The following is a 16,488-nucleotide window of genomic DNA, read 5'->3' as shown; positions in this document are numbered from 1 at the left end:
ATCAGCAATGAAGAACTTTTAACCCCGGTGAGCGGGCTTAACGGCGTTTACGACATAAAGGGCGTGATTTCCGGGGCCTTTACCAGGGTAGCTTGCAGCTGACGCTTAGAGGGATGTTCTTCAGATATTTCAGCAACACCAGCGAACTTAACACGGTAGCTGAAAAGCCCAGGGCCGGATATCCTGCCGCGCGGCCAGCGAAAGCCGGCGGCAGGTGCGCATCATCAATCATCCGTCAGTACAATGCGTCCTATGACCCGGTACTTTTGCGTATCAAAGAGGTAAAACCAGACCGCGATGGCGGCGCCAAAGCAGAAGCAGGCCAACACGATCCACGGAATGGCATGATAAAAGGAGGAGCTGGCGGCAGCGCCGGCGGCAAACGCCATATTTTTGAATAACAGATAGACGATATAGATCATCCCCATCCCCCCAAGCAACGGCGCAACGCCCGTTTTAAACCAGTGTCCTTTGCCAATATTTTCTTTATTGCCGTGGAAGTAAACTATCACCGCAAAGGCGCAAAGCGCCTGGACAATCATAATGCCCATCGTACCCAACAGCGCCAGCAGGGTGTAAATATCCGCGTAAGGATCTTTCCCGGTGATAAAGAACAGCAACACAATCAGCGTGGCGATAACGGTCTGCACCGTAGAAGCAATATGGGGCGAGCCATGGCGTGAGTGTGAACGACCCAACGTACGCCCGGCAAACGGAAACAGATTTTCCCGCCCGAGCGCATAGAGATAGCGCGCCGCGCAGTTATGAAACGCCATCCCGCAGGCAAAAGAGCCAGTGATCACCAGCAGCTTAAACACCCCGACCGCCCACTCCCCCAGATACTGGCGTGCCGGACCGTAGAAAATCTCTCCTGCGCGGTTAGGATCCTGCGCAAGGGCAATAGCCCGCTCCGGTCCCGTTCCGGCAATCGCCATCCACGAAATGAACACGTAGAACACGCCGATACCAATCACGCCCAGCAGAGTGGCCAGGGGAATGATCTTTTTCGGGTTCTTCGACTCTTCACCGTACATTGCCGATGACTCAAAGCCCACCCATGACCAGAAGGCGAAGAATAATCCAATTCCGGCACTGGCGCCGACCACCCCTTTCGCCGGGGTAAAGGCGTTCAGCGGGTTGATCGACTCGGGGACAAAACCCTGTGGCCCTCCGCCATGGATCAGCACCGCCACCGCGACGGCGGTGAGGATCAAAATTTCCAGTACCAGGCACAGGCCGAGCACCCTGGAAGTGAGCGAAATATCGAAATAGCTCAGCACTCCGGTGGTCATTAGCATGGCGAAGGCGAAGATGAGCCAGGGGATATGTACGCTGAAGACCGTATTGATTAAATCCTCGCAGAAAAAGGCGAAGATCCCGACCAGAGCGGCCTCGAAGACAATGTAGGTCATGGTCACCGTCACTCCTGACGCCATGCCAACGATCCGCCCCAGGCCATGTGAAATGAAGCCATAAAATGCGCCGGTAGCGGTAATGTACCTGGCCATCTGCGCATAGCCGATGGCAAACAGGGCAAGGATAAGGGTGGCGACCATAAACCCCGCGGGCGCATACTGGCCATTACCACTGCCCACCGCGATCGGCACATTGCCCAGCATCGCAGTGATCGGCGCCGCCGTGGCGATAGTCATAAACAGCACCCCGCCAAGGCCTACCGCATTTGGCCGCAGCCGTTGTACAACATGTTTCTCCGCCGCTGGCGCGGGATTGGCAAGAATTTCATTGCTCATGATGAACGCTCCGTTCAGTTCAGGCACGCGGCGGATTCAGGCAGGATCTGCCCACCGTCAACAATTAGCGACTGGCCGGTGATGTAGCCAGCCTGACGGGAGGCGAAGAACAGCGCTGCCGCGGCAATATCTTCCACCGTTCCAAGGCGTTTGAGCGGCACGGCGCTGGCCATCCCGGCGATATAGTCCTCGCCCATATCCCTCAACCCTTCCGTGATGATATTCCCCGGCAGGACGGCATTGACGGTAATGTTGTCGCCGGCCAGTTCTAACGCCGCGCTACGCATAAAACCCAGCTGGGCCGCTTTGCTGGCGGCATAGTGAGCCCAGCCCGGATAACCCGTTACCGGGCCGGTAATCGAAGAGGTGAGGATGATGCGACCATACTCTGCCCGTTTCAGCCATGGCAGCGCCGCCTGGACAGTTAAAAAAGTCCCTTTACTGTTGATCGCCTGCACCTCATCCCACTGCTGTTCGCTCATGTCTGCCAGCGGCGCCGAAGGAAAAATCCCCGCGTTGCAGCAGACAATATCCAGCCCCCCACACTGCTGTGCGGCTTCTGCCACACAGGCTTTTACCTCTTCGGCATGACTGACGTTGCAGGTCAGGCCGCGTAGCGTTAGTCCCTGCTCCGCCGCCTGGCCGATCGCGCTATCGATACGCGATGGTGTCCGGGCGGTAATGGTCACCTTCGCTCCGGCGCGGGCAAAGCCGAGTGCAATGCCAAGACCGATCCCACTACTCCCGCCGGTCACCAGCACATGTTTGTTCATAAAATCTGACATCATTTTTCCCCGTCTGTGAAAGTTTTGCGATCCCATCCGTATGGCCTGGCCGTGCAGCGATCTCCGTCGCTGGCAGGAAAAGAATAATCACGTAAATGTTGAATGTTCAACATTTTAATGTGAGATTTCAGCATAAAAATAATGCGCTATGATTGGGCACAGGATTGGTGCAAACAGTCAATTAATTTACCTATATATATCAACATGATAATAAGAAAAACCTCGCGTTTTTTACGCCTGAATGAGAAAAACCCACATTATACGTTCTGTTATGGTGCAACCGGCTGAACCTAGCCAACAAAATCACACTAACTATCTGTTATTAAAATAATTAACAAACAAAAATCATGATTGAAGCGCAACAGAAAACAAAAAAACCCTCACACATCTTGCAAATCCCGCAACCACAACATAAAAATGTGTTAAGCGTGTCATTTCAAATTGAGGACAGCATGTTTAACGACGAGTATTTAACAACACTTACCCTGAAGCTGCGGCCGCTCCTGCCCCGCTGGGGGCTCAGCGAAGGCGCAGAGATTGGCCTGCTGACGGTTTCAGAAAATGCCACGTTTCTGGTCAGCGATAAGGCGGCGCAGAGAAAGATCGTGCTGCGAGTGCATCGCCCAAACTACAGCTCAGCGGTGGAGATCCATTCTGAGCTGATGTGGCTAAACGCCCTGCATGCCCGGGGAGGTATCAACATCGCCGTACCGCTTGTACTGGATGATGGGAGCTGTATCGCCAGCCTCATCGACGGCGAATCGGTCACCCACGTCGTGGGATTCACCTTTGTTGCGGGCAGCGAACCGGATACCGGTAGCCATCTCACCGGCTGGTACCATGCCCTGGGAAGGGTTGCGGGAAAACTGCACAGGCACAGCGAAGGCTGGGTAAAACCTGAGGGTTTTCATCGCAAGGTGTGGAACACCGAGACGATTATCGGACGTCATGCCTGGTGGGGGGACTGGCGGAAAATGACGCAACTGAGCGCCGACGATATTACGCTGCTGGAGGCGGTGGAGGCCACAGTGGTCGCCAGACTGGAAGCGTACGGGCAGGACGCCGACCGCTATGGGCTGGTGCACTGCGACATGCGGCTGGCCAACCTGCTGGTGAATGGGAATTCGCTGACGGTGATTGATTTTGACGACTGCGGCATCTGCTGGTTTGGCTGGGATTTTGCCACCGCCGTCAGTTTCATTGAAGACGACCCGGCCCTTGCGGACTACCGCACTGCGTGGCTTGCGGGTTACCGTAGCGTCCGCCCCTTCAGCCAGCAGGACGAAGTGATGCTTCCGGTGCTGGTGATGCTGCGCCGTTTACAGCTGACGGCCTGGCTGGCCAGCCATAGCGAGACAGCCACCGCCCGTCGCTACAGCCCGCAGTGGGGCGCCATCACCGTACGCCTGGCCCAGGCGTTTCTCCTCCAGGCGTCACCGCTTAGCGCTACCGTTAACTGCAAGGAACCTGCTGATGAACAATAAAACCCCCATTCTTCAACTGAACCGTTTTGACGCGCTGACCGGCGTGGCCGACGAAAACCTGAGCAGACAGATTGCCCGTCGCCACGCCACCCAGGGGACCAGTTCGGTGCTGTTTTATCCACAACCGATCGTCATGGCGACGGCCTCCGGAGCCTGGATGGAGGACTCCGCCGGCAACCGTTATCTGGATATGTATAACAACGTGCCGGGCGTGGGGCATTGTCATCCGCATATCACCCAGGCGATGGTGCGCCAGGCCGGGTTACTGAACACCAACACCCGCTATCTGTTCCCGGTACTGGAGCAGTACGCGGACAGCCTGCTAGCGACTTTCCCCGCCGGGCTGTCGAATGTGATATTTACCTGCACCGGCAGCGAGAGCAACGACATCGCCCTGCGGATGGCTCGCTTTATCAGTGGCCGACAGGGGATCATCGTCACCGAAAGTGCCTATCACGGCAATACAACGGCGGTGATGGAGGTCTCTCCCTCCGGGCACAAAGAGGCCCTCCTGCCCCCGTGGGTGCATACCATTCCCGCCCCTGACCTGCGCAGGCTGACCGCGGGCCAGACGCTGTCTGACCTCTTCGCCGCCGACGTTGAGCGCGCCATGGACGCGCTGGATGCGCGGGGCTTCGGCTGCGCGGCGCTACTGGTGGATACCATTTTTTCCAGCGATGGCGTTTTCGCCGATCCGCCAGGATTTCTGGCCCAGGCGGTCGCCCGCGTACAGGCGCGGGGCGGACTGTTTATCGCCGATGAGGTCCAGCCGGGCTTTGGTCGGACAGGCTCTCATTTCTGGGGCTTCCAGCGTCACAGTGTGCAACCGGATATCGTCACGCTCGGCAAGCCAATGGGGAACGGTTTTCCCATGGCCGCGGTCATCACGCGCCCGGCTATTCTGCGGGCGTTCAGCGAAAAGACCGAGTACTTCAACACCTTTGGCGGTAACCCGGTGGCTGCCGCCGTGGGCCTCGCGGTACTGGAGGTGATTGAGCAGGAGGCCCTGATGACCAACGCCCAGCGCAACGGGGACTATCTGCGTGCCGGACTGCGCCAGCTGGCCCAGGATTTCCCGGCCATCGCCGACATTCGCGGCGCCGGGCTGTTCAACGCCATCGAGTTTGCCCGGCCAGACAGCGGAGAGCCGGATCCGCAGCTGACGAGTCGCGTTATCTATCACTTGAAGCTTGAGGGCGTGCTGATTGGCGCGGCCGGTCGCTTTGGCAACAGCCTGAAGATCCGCCCGCCGCTGTGCTTCAGTCGCGATGATGCAGATTTCTTCCTCGAACGGCTGGCGAAAGTAATGGGCCACCTGAACGCATAGTCTAACCGGGAGGGCAAACATCCAGTTTGTTTGCCCTCGGCGTGCAGGTATATTAACGGCATCAGCGACTTCAGGGAGAGTAACCAGCGTTCATGTCGAAGAGAAAAGAAGACCGTCAGCAACAGATCCTGCGCGAACTGGCTGAGACCCCGACCCTGCGGATTGGGGATATGGCGCGCACCCACGGTGTCTCTACCGAAACCATCCGTCGCGATCTTGACGAACTTACCCGCCGGGGCGTTCTGAACCGAACTTACGGCGGTGCGGTGCGGGCCATGAACAGTGAACCGACGGTCACGGAGCGCCATCAGCTGTTTACCGAAGAGCGCGAGCGCATCGCCCGGGATGCCGTCCATTGTATGCGCGACGGCAAAATATTTATGATCGGCTCCGGCGCCACCACGGTACATGTTGCCCGCCGGATGGCCAGCGAGCTGCGGGATATTACGGTCATCACCCACGCCTTCGGCGTCGCAACGGTGCTGTCGATGAATCCAACCATCCGGGTGATCGTCGCTCCCGGGGAGTACTGCGCGACCGAAGGGGCAATGACCGGTGCGCAGACGCTACAGTTCCTCAGCCAGTTCACGGCGGACTATACGCTCCTGGGGGCCAGCGGTATCGCCGCCGATGGACCAAGCGAGGCGTTAATCGACAGCGGAACGGTTTACCGGGCGATGATCCAGCGCGCCGCGAAGAGCATTGTCGTCGCCGATCATTCGAAGTTCGGCCTCACCTACCCCTACCACTACGCGGGCTGGTCGGGCATTAGCCGTTTAATTACTGACCAGCCCCTGCCCGACCATCTCGCTACCGTACTCGGCCGGGAAAAGGTGGTCGTGGCGCGTGGTCATGCCGCTCCTGAACAGCAGTGACCCGCGCCGGTACGTTTACCCTTTGGCGAAATTGGCCTGGATCCGCTGCTGCAGATAATCCTCGGCGCTGATGGGCGGGTACTTCCTCTGCGGCCCAAGGATCTCGATATCTTTATTGGCCTGGCAGAAAAACGCCAGGCTGTAGCGCGGCCCCTGATATTCGTGGGGCTGCGGGTTTCTCACCCGGTGGAAGTTAGACGGCAGCTGGTCGTCGCTCCAGCGCATCAGCATATCGCCGATATTGCAGGTGATGACCTCTTCCCTTGGCTCAATGCTGGTCCACTGCTGGCTTTCGCGGTCCTTGCCAGGGCAGACCTGCAGGCCGCCCTGACCGGGGCGCTGGAACAGCAGCGTCAGGCAGTCAAAATCGGTATGCGCGCCGGCCCGCCACATCCCCTGCTGCGACTGCTCGGTTGCATAGTAGTGCAGCATGCGCAAGGTGCTCTGATAGGTGTCACGCTGCGGATCGTGCGCGGTGGTAAAAAACGATTCCGGAAAACCGAGCTTTAAAGCAAAGCAGGAGAGGATCTTCATCCCCAGCTGCCAGCACTGCGATTCAAATCCGAGCATCGTCTGTCGGAAGCCTGGCAGCTCCCGATCGCTGGGCCAGCGCCCGTCCATCAGCGGACGGGTTATCTGATATGACTCTTTTTGATCCGGCGTGCGGGTCGATGGCCGGACCTGCGCCTTGCTCTCCCAGCCGGCGTTGCCGGCCAGCGGATACTGGCGCTTCACCTCGTCGGGCAGGTCGAAAAACGCCTCGGTCGTGCTGAACGCCTGGCGGATCGCCGCCAGGGGAATACCGTGGTGGCTGACCTGGAAGAAACCGATCTCCACCGCCGCCTCCCACAGTTGTTCGGCAATGTCATTTTTTCTTTCTGCAAAGTTAGACAGGTCGATACAGCGCACTTCGCGGGCGAAGGTCTCTTCGCCCTGGGCGCCCATCAGCGCCTCTTTTTCCAGTTCCTGTAAGGCATAGCGTTGATTTTGGGTGGTTGCGTTCATCGTCATTATCCTGTGATCAGTTAAACAGCGGCGCGCTGTTGGAGGGTACGGACTGCCGCCAGCGCGTCGTGGCGCATCGCGTCAAGGTCGAGACCGGGAATGGCGTCATCTTCCACGATGGGCCGGCCATTCAGCAGCAGCGCCTTCAGCGCGGCGCGGCCGCCGCAGGCCACCGGGCCAATCGCCATATCATGCAGGCCGAAGTAGCGCGGATCGTCCAGCCGGTAAATGGCGAGGTCCGCCTGCATCCCGACCTGCAGGGTGCCGCTCTGCGCTAAGCCAAGGATCTGCGCCCCGCCGGCGCTGCCCCAGCGCACCACATCCTCCACCGTGGCCGCATCAGCTCCGCCCTCGAAGGTGCCTCCGGCGTAGCGCGGCTGCGCCAGCATCCCTTTGCGCGCGCGCTGCAGCAGCCATGCGGCATGGGCTTCGCTTTGCATATCCGCCGCTTCATTGGAGGCAGCGCCGTCCACCCCCAGCGAGACCGGGACCCCGGCCTGCTCCAGCGCCAGCAGATCGGCGATGCCGCTGCCCAGCCGGCCGTTGCTTTGCGGACAATGAGCAATGCCGGTACCGGTGCGGCCCAGCAGGGCAATCTCCTCCGGCAGAAGCTTCACCAGATGGGCAAACCACACGTCATTTCCCAGCCAGTCGTGCTCCGCGCAGAACTGCACCGGCGTCATGGCGAATTTCTGCCGCGCGGCGTCAAGATAATCGACGGTTTCCGATAAATGGCTGTGCAGCCGGATCCCCAGCTGGCGGGCCAGCTTCGCCATCTCCCGCAGCTGGGCACCCGGCGCGGAGTGCAGGACGGTAGTGGGCGCCATCACCACCCGGCGCAGCGAGTCGGGCCGCGGGTCGTGATAGCGGCTGACCAGCCGTTCAATATCCGCCATATAGCCGTCGAAGGTTTCCGGACGCAGCGCCACCGGCAGATCCTGCTCCACCGCCCGACCCTGGGTCGCCCCACCCCGGCACAGAACGATGCGCATCCCCAGCGCTTCCCCTTCGCTGAAGAGAATCTCCGACGTATCGAAAGGCATATCCGGCCAGTACAGGTAGTTGTGATCCGCCACGCTGGCGCAGCCCGAGCGCAGGAGCTCCACCAGACCAATGCGCACCGCCAGACGAAAGGTATGTTCATCGAAAGCCGCGCGAAAGCGGTACGGCGTGGCGCTCAGCCAGGCCGTCAGGCTCTGGTTCAGCCCCTGCGGCTCGCCCTTCAGCAGCGACTGAAAAAGATGATGGTGCGTATTCACCCATGCCGGATAGATTACGCAGTCGCGGGCGTCGATCAGTCGCTCTTCCGGCAGCGGCGTCAGGCTGCCGATGGCCGCAATCTTGCCGTCGCGGATGCGAATATCCGGCCCGGCCAGCCGCGCCGCCTCTCCGGACAGACCGCTGAGGATGGCATGGGCATTTTTAATGATGAATGACATGGCGTCGCTCCTCAGGGTTTAACCTGCATGGTCTGGACAAAGTCGGTGGTATAGGCCTGTTTCCAGTCGGTGGCCGCCGCCAGCAGACCGGCGCTGACCATAAAATCGCGCGTCTTTTGCCAGCGGGCGTCGGTCATCGTCCCCCAGCCCTGGCTGGCGGCATCCCCGCCGTCGATCAGATGATGCTCACGGATCTGGGTCACGCCCCAGGCGAGCAGATCGTCGGTCATTTTCGGGTTGTCCTGCTTAATCAACGCATTTCCCGGCGCCGGATCCTTGAGATAGCTCACCCAACCCTCCATTGAGGCGCGGACAAACTTCGCCATCGCCGCTTTACGCTCAGCGATGGTGTCCGGGCGGGCGATGAGAATGCCGCCATAGGGAGGGTAACCATGCTCAGAAAAGAGGAAGAAGTTCGCCTTCACCCCGGCCTTCTGCACCTGGAACACCTCGGAGCTGACATAGGCCTGCTGGGCGACAGCGTCGTCGACGACAAAGGGTTGAATATTGAAGGTATAGGGGCGAACCTGAGCGTCGCTCAGCTGGTATTGCGCCTTCAGCCACGGCCACCATGTCGCCTGACCGGAGCTGGAGACCAGAATGGTTTTGTCTTTCAGCCCCTGCAGGGAGGTGACATCGGCGTGGGTCAGCAGCCCCTGGGGATCGTACTGAAAGGGCGCGGCAATGGCTTTCGCCTGGAAGCCGCGCTGAATGCCTTCCAGCAGCTGCAGATCGTAACCGATGATCACATCGGCCCGCTTCGACAACAGCAACTGCATGCCGTTGACCTGCGGTCCGCCGGAGCGGATCTCAACGTCGAGACCATATTTTTTGTACAGCCCAGTGGCCTGAGCCTGATAATAACCCCCCTGCTCCGCCTGAGCGTACCAGGAGGTCAGCAGAACGATTTTTTCCTCGGCCTGAACGGCCAGCGAGACACCGCCGAGGGCCATCAGGCCCAGCCAGCGTAAGCCCCGGGGAAGGCGTGCGCCTGTTTTCATTATCCCTCTCCTCTTTACGCCGGGAGGGGGAGCGAGCGAATGTGGCTCAGCCTCCCATCCCGGTCAACATTGAACCGCGACATGGTGACTGAGCAATGTCCCGTATGGATAACCCGTACTGACCGCTTCTACTCACACTCAGCTATACAAAAACAATGCCAGATTTGATGGCCCGCGAGCGGCCGCGAAAAATCGCCTGCGCCGCCGTCCTTGGGCATGCAACCTTTGATTCATGCACTCATTAAATGCACCGTTTCGGTGCGCTAATGAATGATTTTAGTGCCTGTCCGGTCTCTCACAGCTGGCTGAAGAGCATCTCCAGCTGGTTCAGCATCATCGAGGCGGCAAGGGAAAGCTGGCGGGCGGGCGAGACGCACAGCGCCAGGGTGAAAGGCTTAAGCTGCGGATCGGTTAGCGGCACAAACGCCAGCTGGCCGGACTCGATCTCATCGAGAATATCCAGCCGGCACAGGATGCCGATGCCCATCTGCTCTTTGATCAGGGTGCGGATCATGTGGATGTTATTCGAAACCGCCACCTCCTTCACCTCGTTGCCGCTGATGTTCACCAGCGCCTCCACCGGTTCGCTGATCATCAACGGGGCGGATGGCAGGATAAACGGGTAGTCGATGCACTGGCTAAAACGCACAGCGCTGCGGCTGGCCAGCGGATGGCCGGTCGGCACTACGATCCCCATATTCATTTCGGCAAACGCCCGCACCTGCAGTTCGCGGGAGGTCTGCGGATTGAGCATGATGCCGAAATCCGCCTCGCCGGAGATCAGCGCCTGCTGGATGTGGATATTGTTGATGGTGGTCAATGTAAAAGAGATGTTGGGATAATGTTTATGCACCTCTTTAAGCATCGTCGAAAAGAAATGCCGGTTAATGGCATCGATAGTGGCGATGCGCACATGCCCCCGCCGCAGTCCGCGCAGGTCATCCAGCTGCTCGCAGACCCGGGTAAAGTCTTTTTTCCAGTTATTGGCCGCGTGCAGCAGCAGCTCCCCGGCGGCGGTCAGCCGCAGCCCGGTGGGATGGCGCTCGAAGAGCGGCATCGCCAGCTCCTGTTCCACGCGCAAAATCTGACGGTCAATAGAAGACGCAGACACATGCAGCGCCTCTGACGCTTTACGAAACGACCCCTGACGGGCCACTTCGGTGAAATAGAGCAGAAATCGGGAGAAGGCAAACATCGTTTGGGTGCTCTCTTTTTTGCAACGGGTTGTGCGAATCAAAGCTCTGGACGCAACAGTTTTATCACAATACCGTAGCATTCATAGCGGAGAAACGATCGTTTCATCCATTTTTGCACGCCGGACAGTCACCGCGAAGGAGCGGGTATCCCTTCGCTGCCCCTGGCCGCCCTGCAGACAGCGGATTGAGGGAGAGAAAACGGTAATGCACAGCCACGATCTTATTTCGGTCTCGGTGGGGGAAATACGCCCCAACGGCGAGGGAAATCTATCTTTAATATTACAGGCGGCAGCCGGGGAAATATTACCGGCCTACTCCGCCGGGGCGCATATCGATATTATTATTCCCGGCGTTGGCCCGCGGCAATATTCCCTGTGCGGGATGCCTGACCGCGGTAATCATTATGAAGTTTGCGTCCGGCTGACGGATGCGTCCACCGGCGGCTCACGCTATTTGCACCAGCAACTCAAACACGGCGATCGGCTCTCCATATCGTCGCCGCGCAACCATTTCCCCCTGCCGGAGGCCGGGCGCTACCTGCTGTTTGCCGGCGGTATCGGCATCACGCCTTTGCTGGCGATGGCCGAAGCGATTGCCGCCAGAAAAGGGGCGCTGGAGCTGCATTATTATGTCGCCAGCTCGCGCCAGACGGCCTTCACATCGCGCCTGGCCCAGCTGGCCGCGAGCGGCACGGTGGCGATCCACTGCAGCGAGGAAGGCGCGTCGTTTCGCCAGCGGATCCCCGAATGCTTAACCACGCCCCACCCTGATACCGCAGTGGTGGCCTGCGGCCCGGAGGGCTTTATTCAGCGACTGCGGTCAGTCATGGAGGAATATCGCTGGTCGCCGTCGCAATTCGTATTCGAGCGCTTTACTCCCGCGGCGGAAAATAATATCGCGGCGAACAACGCATTTTATATTGAGCTGGCCTCCAGCGGGCAGCGTCTGCAGGTCGCCGCGGATCAAACCATTGCTCAGGTATTACAGCATGCCGGGGTGGAGGTGATGCTCTCCTGCGAACAGGGAATGTGCGGATCGTGTATTACCGGGGTTCTCGACGGGCTCCCCGAACACCGGGACAGCGTGCTGACGGCGGAAGAGAAAGCCGGCAACGACCAGATCACGCTCTGCTGTTCGCGGGCGAAATCGCCGGGTCTGGTTTTGGATCTGTGAGGAGACTGACGATGACGTTTCCCTCCTCTTGCGCGCCGCTCGCCGGCATCAGCCGCGCCCGACTTCCGGCCTGGGCGCTGCCCGACGGCTGGCCGACGCAGGCCAACGAAGAACCGCGGCTGGCGGACCTGGCCTTTCGCGATGGACGGATCGCCGCCGTGACGCCCTCCGTCGAGCCGGCTCCCGGCCTGTGGGACCTGGCGGGGGCCCTGACGCTCCCCGGCCTGGTGGAACCCCATGCCCATCTGGACAAAACCTTTACCATTGAACGCTGCCGCCCAGCGCAGGCCGGGCTGCTGGCGGCGATCCGCGCCATGCACGAGGATCGCCGACACTGGACCAGGGCGGATATTCAACGTCGGGCGTCCGCCGCGCTGGCCCGGGCGGCAGCAAATGGCGTGACCCATTTACGCAGCCATATCGACTGGTTTACCGCCGACGCGCCGGACGCCTGGCAGGAGATCGCCCGTCTCGATACCGGCGGCATCACCCTGGAACGGGTGGCGCTGGTCCCGCTGCCCCTGTTTCGCGATCCGGCGGACGCCGAGGCCATTGCCCGGACGGTCGCCAACAGCGGGGAGCGCTGCCTGCTGGGGGGCTTCATTCACTCCTCCAACTGGGACGCCGCGGCCATGGCAAACCTGCTGCGCAGCGCGGCCCGCTGGGAACTGGATCTGGATTTGCATATCGATGAGGAGCTCAGCAAGGTGTCTCAGGGGCTGACCTGGCTGGCGGATCATCTCTCCCGCCACCCATTCCCCGGGCATATCTGCTGCAGCCACGGCTGCGCGCTGGCCGCCGGCAGCGACGCGCAGGCGGCGCTGATCCTGCGCCAGCTGGCGGCGCACGGCGTCACCCTCATCGCCCTGCCGATGACCAACCTGCTGCTGCAGGATGCGACGTTCGGCCGCACGCCGCGCCAGCGGGGGATCACCCTGCTGCACGAGGCGCAGGCCGCCGGCGTGGCCACCCTGCTTGGGTGCGACAACGTGCAGGACGCTTTTTGTCCGGCGGGAAGCTACGACCCGCTGGACACCCTGGCCTGCGGCCTGTTCAGCGCCCAGCTCAGCGACCCGTTCGACCGGCAGTCTCGGCTGATCTGCGATCGCGCGGCGCTAACCGGTTCGCCGGCAGACGCGGCCCCTTTTGCCGTCGGGGCGGCGGCCAGCGTGGTGATTTTCCCGGGTAGCGACCGTTTTACCTGGCCTTTAAACAGCGCCGCCCGTCTGGTGGTTAACCACGGCAGGTTAACCCACCGGCGAGTGTGGCAGGAGGAGATGGCACATGAGTCTTGAAGCAGGCGCGGGGGCGCCGCTGGCGCGGTATGCCGCCTGGCGCAGAGCCGGCGATTTTATTTTTCTCTCCGGCATTATTCCGGTCAATCCCCTGACCGGCACCATCGTCAACGGCTTTCAGGATGTGCCTGAGCCGGTGCGGGAGCTGCTGGGGGCGACCGGGGAATTTTCAACCGATGCGAAGCAGGGGCCGATCCTCGCCCAGAGCTGGTACGTGCTGGAAAGCATCCGCCGCACCGTGGCGTCGGCGGGAGGGCAGATGAGCGACGTTATCAAGCTGGTGCAGTACTTTCGCAACCTTGACCATTTTCCCTATTACAGCCGGGTCAGGAAGCTGTTTTATCCCGACCAGCCGCCCGTATCCACCGTGGTGCAGGTCAGCGAAATGCTGCCCGACGCCACGGTATTGATTGAAGTCGAAGCAACCGTCTGGTTACCCCAGCCAATTCACTCCGAGGCACCGCGATGATTAACGGTTACATTCCTGCAGCGCGCTTTCTCCCTTTTCTGAGCTGGACGGACGTGGCCGCCCTGCCGGATAAAAGCAATACGGTTATCGTCCTCCCCACCGGAGCGATCGAACAGCACGGCCCCCATCTGCCCTGCTCGGTGGACAGCGTGATCTCCTCCGGCGTGGCGGGCCATGCCCTCGCCCGGCTGCCGGCGGCGATCCCGGCCTACGCCATCCCGCCGATCGTCTACGGTAAGTCAGAGGAGCATCTGCATTTTCCCGGCACCCTGACCCTCAGCGGCGATACCCTGCTGCATACCCTGCTGGAGATCGCCGAATCCCTCTATCGGGCCGGTTTTCGCAAGCTGCTGATGATCAACGGCCACGGCGGCCAGCCGCAGATCCTGCAGATCGCCTGCCGGGAAATGCGCCTGCGCCACGGGGATTTCATCGCCATCCCGCACGACGTGTTCAACGTGCCCAACTGCGAAAAACAGTTCCTCAGCCCGCATGAACAGCGGATGGCAATGCACGCCGGGCATAGCGAAACGGCGCTGATGCTGGCGCTGGCGCCGGAGTGCGTTCATATGGAGCGGGCGGTCGCCAACTTCCCGCCGGAATTCCCCTGCCCGACCCTGTCGAAAGGCCGCCCGGCGGCGGCGTGGGCGTCCTATGACTTTGGCCCCAGCGGGGTGATTGGCGACCCAACCCCGGCGACGCGGGAGCAAGGCGAAGGGCTTCTCGACTCCCTCGCCGCCAGCTGGGCGCAGGCAATCATCGAGATTCACCGCATGGCCTGGGTCGAACGTCGCGAACCGACCTGGGGCAAACAGCACTGGCACGGCTTTGTGCAGTCCCTACCACCCTCTTTCGCTGCTGAATCCAAGGAGCCCTGATGAATACCAGATCAACGCCAGTTTTTGCCCTGCTGACCGTGGCCGCCCTCGCGGCCTCAGCCTCCTGCGTCGCGGCGGAGAAGTTCACGTTTCTCACCAACTGGTATGCCCAAGCGGAGCATGGCGGTTTTTACCAGGCCCAGGCCACCGGGCTGTATAAGCACGCCGGACTTGATGTCGAAATTAAAATGGGCGGCCCGCAGATCAACGTCATGCAGCTGATGGCGGCCGGTCAGGCGGACTGCACCCTTGGCGACAACGGCCAGGCGCTGGAGACCTGGCAGGCCGGGGTGCATGCGGTAACCGTCGCCACCGTGTTCCAGCACTCGCCGACGGTGTTTATCACTCATGACAAAGTGAGCAACCCGGCGGAGCTTAAAGACAAAACCTTCCTGCTCGCCACCGAGGCCTATACCTCCTTCTGGCCGTGGGCGAAGAGCGAGCTGGGTCTGGCTGGCAGCAAAGTGCGCCCCTATACCTTTAACGTCCAGCCGTTCCTCGCCGATAAAAATCTGGTGCAGCAGGGGTACGTTACCTCCGAGCCGTTCTCCGTCGCCAAAGGCGGGCAGCCGTTCTATGTCTATCCGCTCAGCGACTGGGGCTACCCGCCCTACGGCAACTCGATTATCTGTATGGCGGACACCATCCGCAAACGTCCGGCGGCGGTGGCGGCCTTCGTCAAAGCCTCCATGGAAGGGTGGAAAAGCTACCTGCAGGATCCTGGCCCCGGCAACAGCCTGATCGGCAAAGCGAACCCGCAAATGAGCGCCGAGCAGATCGCCTTTGGCATTGCCCAGATGAAGCAGTACCAGCTGGTGACCGGCGGCGACGCCATGACCGGTGGGATCGGCATCATCACCGAGCCGCGGCTGAAGAAAACCTGGGACATGCTGGTGAAAAACAACCTGATCGACGCCAGCAAGGTGCCGTTTGAGCAGACATATACCCTGGAGATGGTCAAAGACGCCGGAGTGATGCCATGAATACCGCCCCGAAACTGACCGTGATGAGCGACACCCGCTTTATACCCGCCTCCGCCACGCCGGCCATCGAGGTGCTGTCGGCGGAGAAGATCTACAGCAACGGCACCCGGGCGCTGCTGCCCGTCAATCTGACCATCAACCAGGGGGAGTTCATTACCCTGCTCGGCCCGTCCGGCTGCGGGAAGAGCACCCTGCTGAAGATGGTCGCCGGCCTGGTGGAGCCCAGCGACGGCAAGCTGATGCTGTGGCGGCGCGACAGCCGGGAAAAAGCGCAGCATCCGCTCTCGTTCGTCTTCCAGGAGGCCACCCTGATGCCCTGGAGCAGCGTGCGCAATAACGTCAGGCTGCCGCTGGATCTGGCCGGCGTGCCGCGGGCGGAGGGCAACACCCGGGTGAGTGAAGTCCTTGAGCTGGTGGGGCTCGGCAAGTTCGCCGACGTCCTGCCGCGCGAACTCTCCGGCGGCATGCAAATGCGCGTCTCCATCGCCCGCGGCCTGGTCACCCGGCCAAAGCTGCTGCTGATGGATGAGCCCTTCGGCGCGCTGGATGAAATTACGCGGAACAAGCTCGACAGCGATCTGCTGCGCCTGTGGCAGGAGCAGAATCTGACGGTGGTCTTCGTCACCCACTCGATCCACGAAGCGGTGTTTCTCTCGCAGCGGGTGATCATGATGGCGGCCCGTCCCGGACGGGTGGTGGAAGATATCGCCATCCGGGAGCCGTTCCCGCGCAGCGAGGCGTTCCGCGTCAGTCCGGCATTTTCCCTGTATGCCCGTCAGCTGCAGGACAGTCTGTTGCAGGCCAGCCAGTCCGGTATGGAGCCATAA

General features: G+C 60.8%; 15 protein-coding genes. 9 read left to right on the top strand and 6 right to left on the bottom strand.

Features of this window, described 5'->3' with window-relative positions; genetic code table 11:
• Positions 1-224: 224 nt before the first annotated feature.
• Positions 225-1,751: an APC family permease gene (locus ACOI6Z_RS04710; RefSeq protein ID WP_023289983.1), complete on the bottom strand. Its 1,527-nt coding sequence runs from the start codon at positions 1,749-1,751 to the stop codon at positions 225-227.
• A gap of 14 nt (positions 1,752-1,765) precedes the next feature.
• The gene (locus tag ACOI6Z_RS04705) at positions 1,766-2,536 is read right to left on the bottom strand and encodes an SDR family oxidoreductase (protein ID WP_077255375.1); all 771 of its coding nucleotides are present in this window, start codon (positions 2,534-2,536) and stop codon (positions 1,766-1,768) included.
• 428 nt (positions 2,537-2,964) lie between these two features.
• Here ACOI6Z_RS04705 and ACOI6Z_RS04700 point away from each other — a divergent pair, with 428 nt between their 5' ends.
• The 3 genes from ACOI6Z_RS04700 to ACOI6Z_RS04690 all read left to right on the top strand — a co-directional run bounded on the left by ACOI6Z_RS04700 (position 2,965) and on the right by ACOI6Z_RS04690 (position 6,222).
• On the top strand, positions 2,965-4,020 hold the full coding sequence (locus ACOI6Z_RS04700) for a phosphotransferase enzyme family protein (RefSeq protein WP_225319967.1): 1,056 nt from the start codon (positions 2,965-2,967) through the stop codon (positions 4,018-4,020).
• On the top strand, positions 4,010-5,347 hold the full coding sequence (locus tag ACOI6Z_RS04695) for an aspartate aminotransferase family protein (RefSeq protein ID WP_077255373.1): 1,338 nt from the start codon (positions 4,010-4,012) through the stop codon (positions 5,345-5,347). The genes ACOI6Z_RS04700 and ACOI6Z_RS04695 overlap by 11 nt, the downstream gene beginning before the upstream one ends.
• A gap of 92 nt (positions 5,348-5,439) precedes the next feature.
• Positions 5,440-6,222 (top strand): DeoR/GlpR family DNA-binding transcription regulator, encoded by a 783-nt coding sequence (locus tag ACOI6Z_RS04690; protein WP_023289987.1) that lies wholly within the window; start codon positions 5,440-5,442, stop codon positions 6,220-6,222.
• A gap of 15 nt (positions 6,223-6,237) precedes the next feature.
• On the opposite strand, the gene ACOI6Z_RS04685 is transcribed toward ACOI6Z_RS04690, so the two are convergent.
• The 4 genes from ACOI6Z_RS04685 to ACOI6Z_RS04670 form a co-directional block, all read right to left on the bottom strand.
• Entirely contained in the window at positions 6,238-7,227 is a 990-nt protein-coding gene (locus tag ACOI6Z_RS04685; RefSeq protein ID WP_072413302.1) for an isopenicillin N synthase family dioxygenase, read from the bottom strand.
• Between the two features lie 20 nt (positions 7,228-7,247).
• Positions 7,248-8,666: an amidohydrolase family protein gene (locus tag ACOI6Z_RS04680; protein WP_023289989.1), complete on the bottom strand. Its 1,419-nt coding sequence runs from the start codon at positions 8,664-8,666 to the stop codon at positions 7,248-7,250.
• Positions 8,667-8,677: 11 nt separating this feature from the next.
• On the bottom strand, positions 8,678-9,667 hold the full coding sequence (locus ACOI6Z_RS04675) for an ABC transporter substrate-binding protein (RefSeq protein WP_023289990.1): 990 nt from the start codon (positions 9,665-9,667) through the stop codon (positions 8,678-8,680).
• Between the two features lie 295 nt (positions 9,668-9,962).
• The gene (locus ACOI6Z_RS04670) at positions 9,963-10,862 is read right to left on the bottom strand and encodes a LysR family transcriptional regulator (protein WP_004202952.1); all 900 of its coding nucleotides are present in this window, start codon (positions 10,860-10,862) and stop codon (positions 9,963-9,965) included.
• A 205-nt stretch (positions 10,863-11,067) separates the two neighbouring features.
• On the opposite strand from ACOI6Z_RS04670, the gene ACOI6Z_RS04665 reads away from it, so the two are divergent.
• Genes ACOI6Z_RS04665 through ACOI6Z_RS04640 form a run of 6 tightly spaced genes read left to right on the top strand, consistent with a single transcriptional unit; the run spans position 11,068 to position 16,488 of the window.
• Entirely contained in the window at positions 11,068-12,036 is a 969-nt protein-coding gene (locus ACOI6Z_RS04665; protein WP_065812963.1) for a PDR/VanB family oxidoreductase, read from the top strand.
• A gap of 11 nt (positions 12,037-12,047) precedes the next feature.
• On the top strand, positions 12,048-13,331 hold the full coding sequence (locus ACOI6Z_RS04660) for an amidohydrolase family protein (protein WP_064154491.1): 1,284 nt from the start codon (positions 12,048-12,050) through the stop codon (positions 13,329-13,331).
• Entirely contained in the window at positions 13,321-13,800 is a 480-nt protein-coding gene (locus ACOI6Z_RS04655; protein WP_016161230.1) for a RidA family protein, read from the top strand. Before ACOI6Z_RS04660 ends, ACOI6Z_RS04655 begins: the two co-directional genes overlap by 11 nt.
• Positions 13,797-14,678 (top strand): creatininase family protein, encoded by an 882-nt coding sequence (locus ACOI6Z_RS04650; RefSeq protein WP_032453162.1) that lies wholly within the window; start codon positions 13,797-13,799, stop codon positions 14,676-14,678. The genes ACOI6Z_RS04655 and ACOI6Z_RS04650 overlap by 4 nt, the downstream gene beginning before the upstream one ends.
• Entirely contained in the window at positions 14,678-15,661 is a 984-nt protein-coding gene (locus ACOI6Z_RS04645; protein WP_087824069.1) for an ABC transporter substrate-binding protein, read from the top strand. The genes ACOI6Z_RS04650 and ACOI6Z_RS04645 overlap by 1 nt, the downstream gene beginning before the upstream one ends.
• Positions 15,658-16,488, top strand: coding sequence for an ABC transporter ATP-binding protein (locus ACOI6Z_RS04640; protein WP_023289995.1), 831 nt, complete (start codon positions 15,658-15,660; stop codon positions 16,486-16,488). The genes ACOI6Z_RS04645 and ACOI6Z_RS04640 overlap by 4 nt, the downstream gene beginning before the upstream one ends.

The sequence above is a fragment of the Klebsiella sp. C239 genome (assembly GCF_048822715.1).
GTDB lineage: Bacteria > Pseudomonadota > Gammaproteobacteria > Enterobacterales > Enterobacteriaceae > Klebsiella > Klebsiella quasipneumoniae.
This window is presented reverse-complemented; position numbering and strand designations above follow the sequence as displayed.